The 16,980-nt window shown below is 42.0% G+C and carries 17 protein-coding genes; 5 read left to right on the top strand and 12 right to left on the bottom strand.

Going from position 1 to position 16,980, the window contains the following annotated elements; genetic code table 11:
• Window positions 1-119: 119 nt before the first annotated feature.
• Window positions 120-1,163, top strand: a complete 1,044-nt coding sequence (locus BKK52_RS10505) for a TIGR03571 family LLM class oxidoreductase (RefSeq protein ID WP_077478630.1) — start codon at window positions 120-122, stop codon at window positions 1,161-1,163.
• Between the two features lie 87 nt (window positions 1,164-1,250).
• Here BKK52_RS10505 and BKK52_RS10500 read toward each other — a convergent pair whose 3' ends face one another.
• Complete coding sequence (locus BKK52_RS10500) at window positions 1,251-1,754, bottom strand: single-stranded DNA-binding protein (protein ID WP_077419621.1); 504 nt, start codon at window positions 1,752-1,754, stop codon at window positions 1,251-1,253.
• A gap of 154 nt (window positions 1,755-1,908) precedes the next feature.
• On the opposite strand from BKK52_RS10500, the gene uvrA reads away from it, so the two are divergent.
• The 3 genes from uvrA (at window position 1,909) to BKK52_RS10485 (ending at window position 6,274) form a co-directional block, all read left to right on the top strand.
• Entirely contained in the window at window positions 1,909-4,740 is a 2,832-nt protein-coding gene (gene uvrA, locus BKK52_RS10495) for an excinuclease ABC subunit UvrA (RefSeq protein WP_077478629.1), read from the top strand.
• 256 nt (window positions 4,741-4,996) lie between these two features.
• On the top strand, window positions 4,997-6,037 hold the full coding sequence (locus tag BKK52_RS10490; RefSeq protein WP_077419619.1) for a YeeE/YedE family protein: 1,041 nt from the start codon (window positions 4,997-4,999) through the stop codon (window positions 6,035-6,037).
• A 15-nt stretch (window positions 6,038-6,052) separates the two neighbouring features.
• Window positions 6,053-6,274: a sulfurtransferase TusA family protein gene (locus tag BKK52_RS10485; protein WP_077419618.1), complete on the top strand. Its 222-nt coding sequence runs from the start codon at window positions 6,053-6,055 to the stop codon at window positions 6,272-6,274.
• A 59-nt stretch (window positions 6,275-6,333) separates the two neighbouring features.
• Here the strand turns inward: BKK52_RS10485 and gorA are convergent, their stop codons facing one another.
• On the bottom strand, window positions 6,334-7,707 hold the full coding sequence (gene gorA / locus BKK52_RS10480) for a glutathione-disulfide reductase (protein ID WP_077478628.1): 1,374 nt from the start codon (window positions 7,705-7,707) through the stop codon (window positions 6,334-6,336).
• A gap of 156 nt (window positions 7,708-7,863) precedes the next feature.
• On the opposite strand from gorA, the gene BKK52_RS10475 reads away from it, so the two are divergent.
• Window positions 7,864-8,232 carry a hypothetical protein gene (locus BKK52_RS10475; RefSeq protein WP_077419616.1) on the top strand — a complete coding sequence of 123 codons (369 nt, stop codon included), beginning with the start codon at window positions 7,864-7,866 and terminating at the stop codon, window positions 8,230-8,232.
• Window positions 8,233-8,288: 56 nt separating this feature from the next.
• Here BKK52_RS10475 and BKK52_RS10470 read toward each other — a convergent pair whose 3' ends face one another.
• From BKK52_RS10470 to BKK52_RS10425, 10 genes are all read right to left on the bottom strand, one after another.
• Entirely contained in the window at window positions 8,289-9,332 is a 1,044-nt protein-coding gene (locus tag BKK52_RS10470) for an AI-2E family transporter (protein WP_077419615.1), read from the bottom strand.
• On the bottom strand, window positions 9,332-9,670 hold the full coding sequence (glnB, locus tag BKK52_RS10465) for a nitrogen regulatory protein P-II (protein ID WP_077415422.1): 339 nt from the start codon (window positions 9,668-9,670) through the stop codon (window positions 9,332-9,334). Before glnB ends, BKK52_RS10470 begins: the two co-directional genes overlap by 1 nt.
• 1 nt (window position 9,671) lies before the next feature.
• A complete protein-coding gene (gene mog, locus BKK52_RS10460) occupies window positions 9,672-10,265 on the bottom strand; it encodes a molybdopterin adenylyltransferase (protein WP_077419614.1) in 594 nt (197 codons plus the stop codon).
• A gap of 34 nt (window positions 10,266-10,299) precedes the next feature.
• Window positions 10,300-12,156 (bottom strand): SLC13 family permease, encoded by a 1,857-nt coding sequence (locus BKK52_RS10455; protein WP_077419645.1) that lies wholly within the window; start codon window positions 12,154-12,156, stop codon window positions 10,300-10,302.
• Between the two features lie 10 nt (window positions 12,157-12,166).
• Window positions 12,167-12,766, bottom strand: a complete 600-nt coding sequence (gene rnhB, locus BKK52_RS10450; RefSeq protein ID WP_077478627.1) for a ribonuclease HII — start codon at window positions 12,764-12,766, stop codon at window positions 12,167-12,169.
• Between the two features lies 1 nt (window position 12,767).
• On the bottom strand, window positions 12,768-13,931 hold the full coding sequence (lpxB, locus tag BKK52_RS10445) for a lipid-A-disaccharide synthase (protein WP_077478626.1): 1,164 nt from the start codon (window positions 13,929-13,931) through the stop codon (window positions 12,768-12,770).
• Window positions 13,932-14,037: 106 nt separating this feature from the next.
• Window positions 14,038-14,826, bottom strand: a complete 789-nt coding sequence (lpxA, locus tag BKK52_RS10440) for an acyl-ACP--UDP-N-acetylglucosamine O-acyltransferase (protein WP_077419611.1) — start codon at window positions 14,824-14,826, stop codon at window positions 14,038-14,040.
• Window positions 14,827-14,840: 14 nt separating this feature from the next.
• Complete coding sequence (gene fabZ, locus BKK52_RS10435; RefSeq protein ID WP_077419610.1) at window positions 14,841-15,290, bottom strand: 3-hydroxyacyl-ACP dehydratase FabZ; 450 nt, start codon at window positions 15,288-15,290, stop codon at window positions 14,841-14,843.
• A gap of 414 nt (window positions 15,291-15,704) precedes the next feature.
• Window positions 15,705-15,887: a hypothetical protein gene (locus BKK52_RS10430; protein WP_077419609.1), complete on the bottom strand. Its 183-nt coding sequence runs from the start codon at window positions 15,885-15,887 to the stop codon at window positions 15,705-15,707.
• A 527-nt stretch (window positions 15,888-16,414) separates the two neighbouring features.
• Entirely contained in the window at window positions 16,415-16,849 is a 435-nt protein-coding gene (locus tag BKK52_RS10425; RefSeq protein ID WP_077478625.1) for a hypothetical protein, read from the bottom strand.
• Between the last annotated feature and the right edge of the window lie 131 nt (window positions 16,850-16,980).

The following is a 16,980-nucleotide window of genomic DNA, read 5'->3' as shown; positions in this document are numbered from 1 at the left end:
TATCATTTGACGGTTTTATTTATGCAAATTTTGCAAAAGAGTTTATTAAATTTTCCTATTTTTATCCATAATATGAAGAAATATAATGCTCCTACTAGAACATAAAGAGGAAATAAATTATGAAAAATTTAACGAATGTTCCGAATCTTTCTATTTTAGGACAAGACAATCGCTATCTTTTTTCGATAAGCGATGAAAAATCTACAAAAAATATGGTATTACCAACCGCACTTTCTACGCATAATGGTTTTTCCAGAGTATTTAAAAGAGGTGAGCTGACCGTTGGTTTGATTGCACCTTTTAAAGGCTATCCAAATAGCCCTTCTCCTACTTTAGAAGATTTAGGGGAAACCGCAGTCTTAGCAGATAAACTGGGTTTTGCGGCACTTTGGATTCGAGATGTGCCATTTTACGATCCGAATTTTGGCGATGTGGGACAAGCATTAGATCCTATGGTAACGATGGGCTATTTAGCCGCTAAAACAGAAAAAATAGCCTTGGGAACAGCAGGGTTGGTTTCTCCTTTGCGTGAGCCGATTCATATCGCTAAAGCGGCGGTTTCCACTAATGTGCTGACAAATGATCGTTTTATTTTGGGTTTATCCAGTGGTGATCGCCCAATTGAATATCCGGCATTTAAAGCAGATTTTAGTAATCGAGCCGAGCGTTTTCGTGAAAGTTGGGAGATGATTCAAACACTTATTAGTCAAAAATTTCCGCATTTTATGGGAAAACATTATGGCAGCTTGCACGGTGATATTGATCTTGTACCAAAAGCAAAACAACGTTTACCAATGGTGGCGATTGGTCGGGCAAGACAAGAATTAGATTGGCTGGCAAATACAGCAGATACGTGGATTTGGCACGGCGTAAACCCAAATGATACAGCACGTATCGTGCAGACGTTAGCTGAACTAAATCAAGACGGTAACTGGCGACCATTTGGTTACGCCAATTTTGTGGAATTGTCAGAAAATCGCAATCAATCAGCTAAATTGTATAACAATATCTATTTGCAAGGCGGATCAAAAGGTTTATTGGAATTTTGGCAAGAGCAGAAAGAACAGGGGTTGGTACACGTTACTGTAAATCTAAAACCAACCTCACGCCCGGCTTCAGAAGTATTGCAAGAGTTAGCGGAGGATGTGCTTGCAAAATTGTAATCTTATCCTTTGAAAATATAATGCCGTCTGAAAGATGATTTTCAGACGGCATATTTATATATCGGTGATTTTTAAATTATATGTAATTCAGAACGGAATATCATCATCAAAGCCGTCCATCGGTGGTTCAGGCTGTGGTTTTGGTTGCTGTGGAGCAGGGCGGGATGATTGATAGCTATTATTAGCGTTCGCTTGGTAGGTGGGTTGTGGGCTGCTTTGTCCCATATCCGGTGCGCCGTATCCACCCGCATTTGAGTTACGACTACCTAACATTTGCATCACATCGCCTTGAATTTCTGTGGTGTAGCGATCTTGCCCGTTTTGATCTTGCCATTTGCGGGTGCGAAGACGGCCTTCTACATAAACTTGCGAACCTTTGCGTAAATATTCCCCACAAATTTCAGCTTGGCGACGATAAAATACGATACGGTGCCATTCTGTGATTTCACGACGTTCACCGGTGTTACGATCATTCCAACTTTCACTGGTTGCAACACTGATATTGGCAACAGCATCTCCATTTGGCATGGTGCGAACTTCAGGATCATTGCCTAAATGTCCCACGATAATAACTTTATTAACTCCTGCCATTGAAAAATCCTCATTTTTTATATTAAAAAAGTGCGGTTATTTTGCCTGAAATTTTGCAAAAGATCTATAAGATTTAACTGGATATTTGCACAGATATTGAAATATGCGATAATGCTCGCAATTTTGCAAAAATAATTACCAGTACGAATGATTTATGGAAAATATCGACATTCGTGGGGCAAGAACCCACAATCTTAAAAATATCAATTTAACCATTCCTCGCGATAAACTCATTGTTATCACCGGTCTTTCCGGTTCCGGCAAATCCTCATTAGCGTTTGACACCCTTTATGCGGAAGGGCAACGCCGCTATGTAGAATCCCTTTCTGCCTATGCCCGTCAATTTCTTTCTTTAATGGAAAAACCGGATGTGGATTCCATTGAAGGCTTGTCGCCTGCTATTTCTATCGAACAAAAATCCACCTCCCATAACCCTCGTTCTACGGTGGGGACGATCACGGAAATTTACGATTATCTCCGTCTTCTTTTTGCCCGTGTGGGAGAACCTCGCTGCCCAAATCACGATGTACCGCTAACAGCTCAAACCATCAGCCAAATGGTAGACAAAGTATTAAGTTTGCCTGAAGAATCGAAGATGATGTTGCTTGCGCCGGTGGTGAAAAACCGTAAAGGGGAGCACGTTAAAATCTTAGAAAATATTGCGGCGCAAGGCTATATTCGTGCAAGGATTGATGGCGAGATTTGTGATTTGTCTGATCCACCAAAACTGGAATTACAGAAAAAACATACCATTGAAGTGGTGGTGGATCGTTTCAAAGTGCGGTCAGATTTGAGCTCTCGTTTAGCGGAATCCTTTGAAACGGCATTAGAGCTTTCCGGTGGTACAGCCATTGTGGCGGAAATGGATAATCCAAAAGCGGAAGAACTGGTTTTTTCGGCAAATTTTGCTTGTCCGCACTGTGGGTACTCTGTGCCGGAATTAGAACCTCGTTTGTTTTCGTTTAACAACCCCGCAGGTGCTTGTCCGACCTGTGATGGCTTGGGCGTTCAGCAATATTTCGATGAAACACGCGTGGTGCAAAATCCAAGCATTTCCCTTTCCGGTGGTGCGGTGAAAGGCTGGGATCGCCGTAATTTTTATTATCATCAAATGCTCACTTCCCTTGCAAAACACTATGATTTTGATGTGGATGCGCCTTATGAAAGCTTACCGAAAAAAATCCAACACATCATTATGCATGGTTCAGGTAAGGAAGAGATTGAATTTCAATATATGAATGATCGTGGTGATGTGGTTATTCGTAAACATCCTTTTGAAGGCATTTTGAATAATATGGCCCGCCGTTATAAAGAAACGGAGTCTATATCGGTGCGTGAAGAACTCGCCAAAAACATCAGCAACCGCCCTTGTGCAGATTGTAGTGGTTCACGTCTACGCCCGGAAGCACGAAATGTGTATATCGGGCCGACTAATTTACCCATGATTTCTGAAAAAAGTATTGGTGAAACCCTCGAATTTTTTACCGCCCTTTCATTAACCGGGCAAAAAGCGCAAATTGCCGAGAAAATTCTGAAAGAAATTCGAGAGCGTTTACAGTTTTTAGTCAATGTAGGGCTGAATTATCTTTCCCTTTCCCGCTCTGCCGAAACCCTTTCAGGCGGTGAGGCACAACGAATTCGTCTTGCTAGCCAAATTGGGGCAGGTTTAGTGGGCGTGATGTATGTGTTAGATGAGCCGTCTATCGGGTTGCATCAGCGTGATAATGAACGGCTACTCAATACACTCATCCATTTACGCAATTTGGGTAACACCGTAATTGTGGTGGAACATGATGAAGATGCCATTCGTGCCGCCGATCATATTATTGATATCGGCCCGGGGGCTGGCGTGCATGGCGGACAAGTGATTGCCCAAGGCAATGCACAAGAAATTATGGCGAATACAAATTCTATCACCGGTAAATTCTTATCCGGTGTTGAACAAATTGAAATTCCGAAAAAACGAACCGCACTTGATAAGAAAAAATGGCTAAAACTGAAAGGTGCATCGGGGAATAATTTAAAAAATGTGAATTTAGATATTCCTGTCGGATTGTTCACTTGTATTACCGGCGTATCGGGTTCGGGCAAATCCACCTTGATTAATGACACCCTTTTCCCGCTTGCTCAAAATGCTTTGAACCGTGCCGACAAAACCGACTATGCCCCTTATAAATCCATTGAAGGGTTGGAGCATTTCGATAAAGTCATCGACATTAACCAAAGCCCAATTGGGCGTACGCCACGTTCAAACCCGGCGACCTATACGGGATTATTCACCCCAATTCGTGAACTTTTTGCCGGCGTACCGGAAGCACGGGCAAGAGGCTATAACCCGGGGCGTTTTAGTTTTAACGTTCGTGGCGGACGCTGTGAGGCATGCCAAGGCGATGGCGTCATTAAAGTGGAAATGCATTTTTTACCGGATGTGTATGTGCCGTGCGATCAATGTAAAGGCAAACGTTATAACCGTGAAACCTTAGAGATTCGCTATAAAGGCAAAACTATTCATCAAGTGTTGGATATGACAGTCGAAGATGCCCGTGAGTTTTTTGATGCCATTCCAATGATAGCCCGTAAATTGCAAACCCTTATGGATGTGGGCCTATCCTATATCCGTTTGGGGCAATCTTCGACAACCCTTTCCGGTGGGGAGGCTCAGCGTGTTAAATTAGCCACCGAACTTTCCAAACGGGATACCGGGAAAACCCTTTATATTTTAGATGAACCTACCACCGGTTTACATTTTGCCGATATCAAACAATTGCTTGCCGTGCTTCACCGCCTACGGGATCAGGGTAATACGATTGTGGTGATTGAACATAATTTAGATGTGATTAAAACCGCCGATTGGATTGTGGATCTTGGCCCGGAAGGTGGCAGCGGAGGCGGGCAAATTATCGCCACCGGCACACCGGAAGACGTGGCAAAAGTAGAGGGCTCCCATACAGCGAGATTCCTAAAACCAATCTTGGAAAAACGCTAAAAAAACCAACCGCACTTTCACGCCATACCTACCGTATGGCGTGAATTTATCTACGCCTCTTCCCTCCCTAAACCGAGTAGCTTATCCCCTTTTCCCATACGAACAAAATAAGCGCTATATTTATATTTCCTTTTTCATCAAAATACACCTCCTTTTATTTCTAAAGGAAATATCAATTAACCAAAAGTTATTTGCATATTCACGCTAAATTCATTAAAAATACCCCATCTTTTCTTGACTTACTTTAGGAGGAACAATGCTTTTAACCGGGTTATTTTGTGGGATTTTACTTGGCTTTGTGATGCAACGTGGACGGTTTTGTATCACCGGCGCGTTCCGTGATTTATATGTCACAAAAAGCAATAAAATGTTTGTGGCTTTGCTGATTGCTATTACCGTGCAATCTATTGGTTTTTTCATCTTAAAAGAGCTGGGTTGGTTAAATATTGAACCTGCCAAAAATTTTGAATTTGTTGCTGTTATGGTCGGTTCCTTTTTATTTGGCATCGGCATTATTTATGCCGGTGGCTGTGCAACAGGAACATGGTATCGGGCAGCGGAAGGATTAATCGGTAGCTGGGTGGCATTGTTTATGTATATGTTGTTTAGCGCAATGATGCGTACCGGCCCTTTGGGAGAATTCAATCAAACACTACGCAGCGTAAAAATAGACGAACGCAATATTTATGACAGTATTGGAATATCCGCATGGTGGCTGGTGGCATTATTAACCCTCATTACAGGCTATTATGTGTATAAGCACCTGGCAAAACCACAGGCAAAAGTGGCCACGCTAAAACCGAAGAAAACCGGCCTTGCCCATATTTTATTTGAAAAACGCTGGCATCCTTTTGTTTCTGCAACATTAATCGGTTTGATTGCCCTTGCCGCTTGGCCGTTAAGTGTAGCAACCGGGCGCATTGGCGGTTTAGGCATCACCACGCCATCAGCAAACATTATGCAATATCTTATCACCGCCGATGTTAAATTCATCAATTGGGGCGTGTTCTTGGTATTAGGGATCTTTATCGGCTCGTTTATTGCCGCAAAAGGAAGCAATGAATTTCGTCTTCGCCTACCGGATACACAAACCATGGTGCGCAGTACATTTGGGGGTTCTCTTATGGGGATTGGGGCAAGCTTGGCGGGGGGATGCTCAATCGGCAATGCACTTGTCGCCACCGCTTATTTTTCATGGCAAGGTTGGGTATCCCTTCCGTTAATGGTGTTGGGAACATGGTTTGCCGCTTATTTCACCATTATCCGACCACAACGATTAAAAACTGTTACTGCTTAATTTTAGGAGAAAAATATGATTGTTAAATTACCAACATTGGGTTTAGTGTGCCCTTTTCCCTTAGTGGAAGCCAAAGCTGAAATGGCAAAACTCAATAAAGGCGATGGCCTTGAAATTGAATTTGATTGTACTCAAGCCACCGAAGCCATTCCCGCTTGGGCGGCAGAGGAAGGTTATGAAGTCACCAATTTTGAACAAATTGGTGAGGCGAAATGGACGATTACCGTCTTGAAATAATGCATAAAAGTGCGGTCAATTTTGACCGCACTTTTTCGTTCCTATCAATCAGCCAAGCATTAGCGCATTGTCACAAATTCTTCCGAACCCGTTGGGTGAATCGCTACGGTATTATCAAAATCCGCTTTTGTCGCACCCATTTTAATTGCCACCGCAAAACCTTGAATCATTTCATCCACACCAAAGCCAATGCCATGTAATCCGACAATTTTTTCATCTTTGCCTACACAGACCAATTTCATTCTGCAAGGTTGGCGATGTTGGGTAACGGCGGTGTACATCGCTGTAAAGGAGGATTTATACACCTTCACATTTTCTTCGCCGTATTGCTCAACGGCTTGTGGTTCGGTCAAACCGATAGTGCCGATGGGCGGGTGGCTAAACACCACGGTGGGAACAAGGTTATAATCTAAATGTTCGTTTGGTTTATTGTTGAATAAACGCTCGGATAAACGGCGGCCTGCTGCAACAGCAACCGGCGTTAATTCAATTCCGCCTTCAATAATATCCCCCACTGCGTAAATACCTTTTACATTAGTGTTTTGGAATTTATCTACTTTGATATAGCCCCGTTCGTTGGTTTCCACGCCGGCATTTTCCAAACCGATTTTGTCGGTAGCCGGCTCACGGCCTGCCGCCCAAATCACGCAATCTACTGTTACGCTGCGTTCGTGGTCAAATTTTGCCGTGAGAGAACCGTCCTCATTTTTGATGATTTCTTGAATCGTCGTGTGTTTATGTAACACAATGCCGTCTTGTTCTAACACTTCAAGCAAGGTTTCAACAATCAATGGATCTTGGTTACGCATCGGGGCATGGCGACGTACCACCAAATGGGTTTCAGAACCAAGGCTGTTTAACACACCGGCCAGTTCCACTGCAATGTAGCCCGCACCAATGATAGCGACGCGTTTTGGCAATTCGGTGAGCGCAAAGAAACCATCGGAATCGATACCGTATTCTTGTCCTTTAACCGAATGCGGGCGGAAAGGTCTTCCTCCTGTTGCAATTAAAATATGATCCGCTGTAATGCGTTCGGTCGAACCATCAGAAAATGTTACTTCGATTGTGTGTGTATCGACAAATCGACCAAAACCATTAATCACATCAACATTATTTTTTGCCAAGACATTATTATAAGAAGTATGAATACGGCTAATGTAAGCCTGACGGCTTTCAATGAGTTTTTCAAAATCAAATTTTTTCACATTCACATCAAAGCCATAATCCGGGGCGTAATGGTTGATCGCCTCGGCAATTTGTGCACCATAAAACATCACTTTCTTTGGCACACATCCTACATTGACACAGGTCCCGCCTAAATGTTTTGCTTCAATAATCGCACATTTTTTACCATAACTTGCAGCACGGTTAATCGAGGCAATTCCACCGCTACCTCCGCCAATGGCGATATAGTCATAATGTTTAGTCATTGTTTTATCCTTTTGCAAATATAAAAAATTTGCCCTATTCTGCCGAAATTCACGAGATAAAGCCATAAATTAGTTTGATTGGAGATGTCTATTTGGAGAAAGTGCGGTTAAAATTGACGGCATTTTTAGTTATTTAATATAAAGTTGTAGATATTTATGATGCCTACATTATTACTTATTACCTATTTAGTCTTACACATTGTTGCAACTAATCTTAGTTTAGTATATCCCAAGCTTGAGCATAGCTTTATTGGAAAGCCTATTTCTCATATTGAAGATTTTCTTAATCAAGAATATACGTTTGATTTCACAATGAAGGGGTTTGTTGGATTTCCATATAAAGCGTATAAAACAGGATGTGGAAAAGGATACGCTTTAACCGTTTTTCTTAATCAGGATAAAATCGTGCAGGATATTACAAACGAGGTATTCTATGAATGTAACGATATAAAACTGTTACGTAAAAGAATATATACTTCCGAGAAAGGGATGGATACCGAAATTACCGTTTATCCGTTTATATAAATTCTTTTGCTAAATCCCTATAGCAAAAGTGCAGTCAAAATTGACCGCACTTTTTCCTATTCGCATTCCACATCACCCAATAGTGCCGCATATTTCACGGTATTCGGGTCGGATTCTAAAGCAATTTTTAATGCCATAGTCAGAGGAACGGAAAGTAACATACCGACAGTGCCCAGCAGCCATCCCCAAAATAAGAGGGAAAGGAAAACGACTAAAGTGGAAAGCCCGAGGCGTTGTCCCATCATTTTAGGCTCTAAGATATTACCGATAACCATGTTAATGGCAATCACACCAATGGCGACACCAAAGCCGATACCAAACCCATTGAGTAATAATGCTTGTACGATAATCGGAATAGCGGCAATGATCGAACCGATATTCGGAATGTAATTTAATAAAAAACTCAGTGTTGCCCACAAAATTGCATATTGTACACCGCACGCTTCCAACAGAATAAACACCGCGATCCCGGTGAGCAAACTGGTGATACTTTTGATTCCAAGGTAGCCGATCACGCCTTGCAAAATGCGATCAATATGGCGTTCTTCCTTCTCGACATTATTCGGCGTAGTACTGATCACTACCGCAAATTTGTGTTTCATTGTGGGGGCTTCAGAAAGCATAAAAATCACGACAAGCACTAAAACAAACGCATTGCTCACGACACCGGAAAAATTCAGCAAAACACGGCTTACAAAATTCATAATGACACTTGGGTCTAAATTATCTTGGATCGTTTCTCTTGAAAAAGAAACCGGCAAATTAAAACGTTGCACCAACACCATCAGATCATTGACCCGTTCAGAAAGCAGCGTTTTATATTGGGGAATTGACTGGGTAAATTCTCTCGCACTGCTATTAATTAACCCCACTAAAAAAAAGAAAATCAGAGAAATTAAGACAAATAACAGCACCATCGCCAACCAATGAGGCACACGTCTATCAGTCATTGATTTAATGATCGGTGAACAAATAATGGCAATAAAAAGCGCTAGTAAAAAGGGGACAACAATTTCTGCAGCCAGTTTAATGCCCGCTAAAATCACAACCACGGCTGCAATGCCCAATAAAGTGCGGTGTAAAGTTAAGTTATTTTCCACTAGATGGCTTCCTCATTTTCTTCACCGGTGCGAATGCGGATCACCCGCTCCACGTCATAGACAAAAATTTTTCCATCGCCGATTTTGCCCGTTTGGCAGGTTTCCACAATGGTTTCAAGACATTGTTCGAGTAAATCATCGGGCACGACAATTTCCATTTTCACTTTGGGGAGAAAATCCACCATATATTCTGCCCCACGATAAAGTTCGGTATGCCCTTTTTGACGCCCAAATCCCCGCACTTCAGTCACGGTCATTCCGCTAATACCGATATCGGAAAGGTTTTCACGCACATCATCTAATTTAAAAGGGCGAATCATTGCTTCAATTTTTTTCATTTTATTTCTCCAAATTTTCTCGTCTTGCCGATTTTGGGCGAAAACTCTCAATCACCTCAGGGTAAGTATCAATATACAACCCACTAATCAGTTGTAAACAATAAGGCACGGCACTGAAAATGCCTTTCACCATCACATGACCTTCTTTATCTTTCACCCCTTCTAAGGTTTCTTTAATAGCTTTGGGCTGTCCCGGTAAATTTAAAATCAAACTTTCTTTGCGAATCACCCCGACTTGTCGGGATAAAATCGCCGTAGGTACAAAGTGAAGGCTAACCTGACGCATTTGCTCACCAAAACCGGGCATTTCACGATCGGCCACTGCCAAGGTGGCATCAGGCGTCACATCACGTTTTGCTGGCCCTGTTCCCCCTGTGGTTAACACAAGATGGCAGCCTTGTTCATCCACCAACTCTTTGAGCGTTTGTTCAATAAGGCGTTGTTCATCGGGAATTAATCGGGTTTCCACAGAAAAAGGATCGATTAATGCCTTTTCCAGCCAAGCCTGTAATTCTGGAATTCCCTGATCCTGATAAACGCCTGACGAAGCCCGATCAGACACGGAAACTAATCCTATTTTTAAAAGTGCGGTCATATTTTTCCTTAAATTTTTTCTTACATCTCAATGGTTAAAAGGGAAATAAAAGTGGAATGAAAAATACACTGACTATCATCACAATCAGTGTGAAAGGCACACCGATTTTTAAAAAGTCACTAAATTTATAGCCGCCCGGTCCTACTACCATGGTATTCACCGGTGAGGAAACCGGTGTCATAAAGGCGGCAGAGGCGGCAATTGCCACGACCATCGCAAAAGGAATCGGGGAAACTTGAAGCTGTTGTGCCAATGAAATGGCAATAGGTGCCACTAAAATTGCGGTGGCGGTATTGGAAATAAACAACCCGATTACCGCGCAGAAGACAAATAACATCATCAACACAAAATACATTCCCCAATCGCCGACTAACCGGAGCATTATCTCCACAGCAAGCTGGATCCCACCGGTTTTTTGTAATGCGGTAGCAAAGGGCATCATACCAATAATCAAAATTAAACTTGGCCAATGGATAGCCTCATAAGCACTCTTGGCATCAATACAACGGAAATAGCCCAACATTAAACAACCGATAAGGGCGGCAATCACATTCGGCACGATACCGGATACCATTAATAACACCATCACCAACACGGAAAGTAGTGCTTGTGGCGCTTGACTTTGTGCCGGTGCAACGCGATCCATTTCTTTCGGATAGGTGAGAACGACAAAATCCTTGGTGCGATTACGCATTTGTTGAATCACTTTCCAATCGCCAATGACAAGGATTAAATCGCCCAATTTATAAGGGGTGCCGGAAAAACTGTCGGAAATTAATTCGCCATCCCGTTTAATCCCCACCACATTTAATCCATAACGGGAACGGAATGCGACTTCCTGTGTGGTTTTATCAATCAATGCCGAGCCCGGTACTAAAGCTAATTCTGCCATACCAATGGATTTTGCCTGTTCATCAAAGGATTGCGATTTAATCTCTGCCGGTTCTAAGTTATGGGTTTGACAAAACTCCGATAAATTAAATTCCTGTTGCCCGATATCGATCATTAAAATATCTTTCTCGTGAATTTCAGAGGTGGCAAGGGGCATCATATAAGTTGGGCGAAAACGTTTCCAACGTTCGATCGCCAACACATTTACGCCATAGTTAGAGCGCAAATGTAATTCATCCAATTTTTTGCCGATAAAAGACGAACCAGTACGCACCACAAAGCGTTTTGCACGCCCCCGTAAACCGTATTCATCAATCAATTCAGCCATAGAACGTTGGCTGTTTTCTTGGTTGTCTGTAGCAATGTTTCCCCCAAGCCAACGGCGGGTTAAAAGCATATAGCCAATCCCGAGAAATAAAATGACAATACCAATAGGCGTGAAATCAAAAAACTTTAAACGCACACCGGTATCTTTGACTAATTCCGCATTCACCACCAAGTTAGGGGCAGTGGCGATAAGTGTCATCATACCGCTTATCAAGCCCGCTACACTCAAGGGCATCATTAAACGTTTTGGCGAGAGATTCATTTGACGACAAATCATCAATACCACAGGGATAAAAATTGCCACCACTCCCGTAGAACTCATAAAAGCGCCTAGCCCTGCCACTGCCAGCATCAGCAATACCAAGACTTTTGTTTCACTATTTCCGGCAAGTTTTAAGATCCCTTCACTGACTTGATAAGCCACACCGGTACGCACTAATCCCTCACCGATGATAAACAACAGGGCAATCAAAATAATATTCGGATCGCTAAAGCCGGCAAAAATCTCGTTGGTGGTTAAAATACCGCTCAAATAGAACGCCAACATCACTAAAAGTGCAACCGCATCCATTCGGATCTTATTCCTCACGAATAAAATCACGGCAACGGCTAACAGGATAAGTGTCCAAAAAAGCGGGCTAACCCAAAGGGCATTGGTAAATATCGTATTCATTTCCCCTTCCTCATTTTTCGCCATTTTCCAAGGCTTTACGAACCGGTGCAAAACTACGGCGGTGTTGTGGCAATGCCCCCAATTCAGCGAGTTTTTCTAAATGTAATTTGGTCGGATAGCCTTTATGTTGGGCAAAGGCATACTCAGGATATTGACGATCTAAGGCTTCCATTTCCTGATCCCGCGCCACCTTCGCCAAAATCGAAGCGGCACTGATTTCCGCCACCAGACTGTCGCCTTTCACCACGGCTTGAGCCGGTATATCAAGATCTTGAGGAATTTTATTGCCATCCACTAGCACAAAGTGCGGTTGAATTTTTAAGGATTTTACCGCCCGTGTCATGGCAAGTAAGGAGGCTTGCAAAATATTCAGCTCGTCAATTTCTTCCGCTTCCGCACGCCCCAGCGCCCATGCCAGCGCCTTTTGCTTAATTTCTTCTGCAAGGATAAGGCGTTTTTTTTCACTGAGCTTTTTAGAATCGGCTAAGCCTTCAATGGGATTATTCGGGTCTAAAATGACTGCCGCTGTCACCACCGCGCCCACTAAAGGCCCCCGCCCTACTTCATCAACACCGGCAATCCGTTCATAGCCTTGAGGATAGTTAAACATGTTAAGTCTCCTCTAATAGATCAATGACGGCTTGAGCGGCTTGTTTATCCGCATCACATTGAATTTGCTGATGCAAATCCGTAAAGCGTTGAATTAAAACATGGCGATGTTTAACCGCACTTTCTTCATCGGACAAATAGACAGCCAGTTTTTCAGCCAATAATGCCGGTTCGCAATGTTCTTGAATCATCTCCGGCACCAGCATTTCATTCGCAAGCAAATTCGGTAGGGAAATATAATCCGTCTTCACTAAATGTTTCGCTAATAAATAGGTGAGCGGTTTCATTTTATAGCCGACCACCATCGGTGATTTACAGAGCATGGCCTCAAGGGCTGCGGTGCCGGAAGCTAAGACTGTTGCCTGTGCGGCAATCAAAACTTGGCGTGCATTGCCATCAATTAGGTGCATGGACAAATTCGGTGCAACACGGGCTTTAATGGCTTCAAATTGTTGGCGGCGTTTTTCATTCACTAATGGGACAAGAAATTGTAAATCAGGAAATTGCCCTTTGAGTAATAATGCCGTTTTCAAAAAAGGCTCAGCTAAAAATTCCACTTCCGAGCCTCGGCTTCCAACCAGTATCGCTAAATAACGTTGGTGAGGATCAATGTTGAGAAATTGGCATGCCTCAGTGCGGTCGGGTTTTAGCGGAATGGCATCTGCCATCGTGTGCCCGATAAAACGACAAGGCACGTTAAATTTATCATAAAAGGCTTTTTCAAAAGGCAAAAACGCCAACACTTGATGGGTCGCTTTAGCAATTTTATGAATACGGTTTTGCCGCCACGCCCACACGGAAGGGCTGACATAATGAATGGTTTTAATGCCGTTGGCTTTGAGTTTCAACTCCACACCCAAATTAAAATCCGGTGCATCAATACCGATATACACATCGGGTCTTTCTCGCAACATGGTTTGAATCACATTTTTACGAATCTTCAACAGCCGGGGTAAATGTTTCAACATTTCTGCCAAGCCCATTACGGAAAGGGCTTCCATATCCACCAAGGTTTCACAGCCTTCTGCCAACATACGGGGCCCGGCAATACCAATAAAACGGGCATGGGGATAATGGCTTTTCAGCTGGCGGATAAGACCTGCGCCGAGAATATCGCCCGACACCTCTCCGGCGACAAGGGCAATGGTGATGTTTTCTTTCTTCATTAAATTTATCCTAAAAAATAACCGCACTTTTAACCTGAAAGTGCGGTTGATTTAACATTGCTATCTTGGCTATTTCCATTTTAAAAAGGAGGATAAACCTTTGAAATTAACGGATAATACCGCGCGTTGAGCGTTTGAAAAAGTTGGTAAAGAAACTGATTGCCGACTCTGTTTGCGCAATTTGCTCAATTTCCGGTATCACTTCTTCGAGGGTTTTCCCACTGCGATAAATCATTTTATAAACATTACGAATGGCGTGCATGGTTGGTTTATCAAACCCACGGCGTTTTAATCCTTCTAAATTGACACCAAACGGGCGGGCATGGTTGCCTTGAGCCATCACATAAGGCGGTACATCTTGACTCACCATAGAACCGCCGCCGAGCATAACATGCGCCCCGACGACTACAAATTGATGAATGGCAGACATTCCCCCAACAATCACAAAATCATCCAATTCCACATGACCGGCAAGGGTGGCATTATTGGCTAAAATACAATTATTTTTAATTTGGCAATCATGGGCCACATGAACATTAATCATTAAAAGATTGTTATTGCCGATACGGGTGACATCGCCGCCTTGAATCGTGCCACGATGAATTGTCACATGTTCACGAATTTTGTTGGCATTCCCTACGATGGTTTTCGTCGCTTCACCTTTGTATTTTAAATCTTGGTTGACTTCCCCAATCGTTGCAAATTGATAAATTTCATTATCTTCACCAATGACCGTATCACCGCGTACCACCACATGAGATTTCAACACCGTGCGTGCTTTAATCTCAACCGTACCTTCAACAATACAAAAAGGACCAATGACCACATCCTCACCAATGATTGCCCCTTCTTCAACTAATGCTGTCGGGTGGATTTTTGCACTTGAGTGAATCATAGTTATTTCCTTATTTAGCGACGAGCGCACATTAATTTTGCTTCGCAAGCGACTTCACCATTTACCGTTGCAATGCCGGTGAAAGCGGTGATCCCACGACGTTCTTTGATGACTTGAACATTTAATTCCATTTGATCGCCCGGCAATACAGGGCGTTTAAAACGGGCTTCATCAATTCCTGCAAAATAAAACAGCTCACCCCCTTTCAATTCGTGGGTTTTGAAAGCCAGAATCCCCATGGCTTGGGCAAGGGCTTCTAAAATTAATACGCCCGGTAAAATAGGCTCACTGGGGAAATGTCCGGTAAAACAAGGTTCATTCACACTGATATTTTTAACCGCCTTTAACCATTCGCCTTCTTTAAAATCCAACACACGATCTACCAATAAAAACGGATAACGGTGTGGTAATAAAGTCATAATTTCTTTTGCTTCAATCACTCTGCCTGCTTGAATTTCCGACACGTTCAAAATCCCTTATAAAAAATGTAAGACGGGCGGAATTATACGGTATTTTAGTGATGATTACAAAATCAATAGGGATAAAAAAAGCCGACACAAGGCCGGCTAAGAACAAAATTTTAGAGTGTTTTAACCTTCAGGCTAAAACCCAATAATACTAAAAAAAAAAAATAGCCCGTCAACTGTTTTTTTAATTTCTATTTAAAAAATGAAAATGGACGAAATGATTCGCTATTTTAGCGGTGCACAATAAATCAATGGTATAAAAAAAGCCGACACAAAGTCGGCTAAGAACAAAATTTTTAGAGTGTTTTAACCTTTAGGCTAAAACAGAATCATACTAAAAAAAACAGTCCGTCAACTGTTTTTTATAAAAATTATATTTTTTTGTTAAGTTTTTGGGGCTGTGCTAGATAACTAGCCCAAACTGACCTTAACTAATTGTTTTAAAATGGAAATATTTCCAGATACACTTGGTAAAATAGTCTTCTTATAGCCATAAACATAAGGAATCTGATCATTCAAAGGTTGAGGATTATATTTAGCCCATGTTAAACCCGGATATTTTTTACTTAATGGAACCTCTATAACTTTCCCCATTCCATAACCAATCTCAGCACCAACACCAACTCCACTAACGATAGCAAGCGTAGCCTATGTGAAACACAGTTTCACGCATGGAAAAAATTAACTCGTGCGTGGATTTTCAATCCACGCACCCTACGCTTGCTATTAACCATTTTAAACGCCATTATTCGTGATGGTTCACAATGGAACGCTTATGCAGTAAATTAACGGAACTTGTATTTTTACTTTTTAGTGAAATACAGTTGCTACGCTTGCTGCATTATTATTTATACCTATATCAGCCTCATACCAAATGCTATGCTTTAAGTATGGTCAGCATTTGATTGATTTGTTATTTATATCGTCCTTTAGTATAGTAAAGTTTGTTAACTATTAATAAAACAGCTCCAACAACCAAAGAAAACTTTATAGGATGAAAAAATAAACTTAATGATATATCCCATTTACCAAACTCTATAAAATATCTGAGGGATGACGTTATAAAGTTATAAATAACCAATCCAACATAAATAATAAATGAGCAATATATATATAATCTTTCATTTCTCGTCCTTGGTATTAAATTTACTCTCAGCATATCCAACGACAGAATTGCTAAGTATTTGTCTAAATATAGGGTTTGCATCTTTTTTCATTAGTAACAAATCTAAACCAGTTGCAGAGGTAATACTCACGACTTTTCCTGTTGCATGCCAAGCTTTTTGACTATCATCCTTTCCTATATCATTTCCAAGATCATAGAGCGTATAAGATGAATCTATCGCTATCTGTTGAGAAGTAGGTTTCCCCGCTTTAATCCCTGCTAAAGCATAATTGGCTAATGTTTTTTCATAGCTCAATTCTCCATTATAAATATCAACCCCTGTTGCAACTGTTCCGCCAATTACTGTTTCCGTTGTTTTTGGATACTTTTCAGCAACAATCCCTAATTTAGGTATGACCTTTGAAGCACCTTGCAGAGCTAATCTCTCCATTTAACAATAATGTTCCAACACCTTTTGCCGGTGTAGAAATAAGTAAGAGTTCGGGATAAACGCCTTCCAATCCCGGAACCAACACCACTACCAATAGCAAGCGTAGCCTGTGTGAAACACAGTTTCACGCA

This window comes from Rodentibacter trehalosifermentans, assembly GCF_002000545.1.
Taxonomy (GTDB): domain Bacteria; phylum Pseudomonadota; class Gammaproteobacteria; order Enterobacterales; family Pasteurellaceae; genus Rodentibacter; species Rodentibacter trehalosifermentans.
This window is presented reverse-complemented; position numbering and strand designations above follow the sequence as displayed.

Excerpts from the sequence above, each read along its gene's own strand:
- BKK52_RS10505 (WP_077478630.1), top strand. The coding sequence starts at position 120 with ATGAAAAATTTAACGAATGTTCCGAATCTTTCTATTTTAGGACAAGAC.
- BKK52_RS10500 (WP_077419621.1), bottom strand. The coding sequence starts at position 1,754 with ATGGCAGGAGTTAATAAAGTTATTATCGTGGGACATTTAGGCAATGAT.
- uvrA (WP_077478629.1), top strand. The coding sequence starts at position 1,909 with ATGGAAAATATCGACATTCGTGGGGCAAGAACCCACAATCTTAAAAAT.
- BKK52_RS10490 (WP_077419619.1), top strand. The coding sequence starts at position 4,997 with ATGCTTTTAACCGGGTTATTTTGTGGGATTTTACTTGGCTTTGTGATG.
- BKK52_RS10485 (WP_077419618.1), top strand. The coding sequence starts at position 6,053 with ATGATTGTTAAATTACCAACATTGGGTTTAGTGTGCCCTTTTCCCTTA.
- gorA (WP_077478628.1), bottom strand. The coding sequence starts at position 7,707 with ATGACTAAACATTATGACTATATCGCCATTGGCGGAGGTAGCGGTGGA.
- BKK52_RS10475 (WP_077419616.1), top strand. The coding sequence starts at position 7,864 with ATGATGCCTACATTATTACTTATTACCTATTTAGTCTTACACATTGTT.
- glnB (WP_077415422.1), bottom strand. The coding sequence starts at position 9,670 with ATGAAAAAAATTGAAGCAATGATTCGCCCTTTTAAATTAGATGATGTG.
- mog (WP_077419614.1), bottom strand. The coding sequence starts at position 10,265 with ATGACCGCACTTTTAAAAATAGGATTAGTTTCCGTGTCTGATCGGGCT.
- BKK52_RS10455 (WP_077419645.1), bottom strand. The coding sequence starts at position 12,156 with ATGAATACGATATTTACCAATGCCCTTTGGGTTAGCCCGCTTTTTTGG.
- rnhB (WP_077478627.1), bottom strand. The coding sequence starts at position 12,766 with ATGTTTAACTATCCTCAAGGCTATGAACGGATTGCCGGTGTTGATGAA.
- lpxB (WP_077478626.1), bottom strand. The coding sequence starts at position 13,931 with ATGAAGAAAGAAAACATCACCATTGCCCTTGTCGCCGGAGAGGTGTCG.
- lpxA (WP_077419611.1), bottom strand. The coding sequence starts at position 14,826 with ATGATTCACTCAAGTGCAAAAATCCACCCGACAGCATTAGTTGAAGAA.
- BKK52_RS10430 (WP_077419609.1), bottom strand. The coding sequence starts at position 15,887 with ATGGGGAAAGTTATAGAGGTTCCATTAAGTAAAAAATATCCGGGTTTA.
- BKK52_RS10425 (WP_077478625.1), bottom strand. The coding sequence starts at position 16,849 with ATGGAGAGATTAGCTCTGCAAGGTGCTTCAAAGGTCATACCTAAATTA.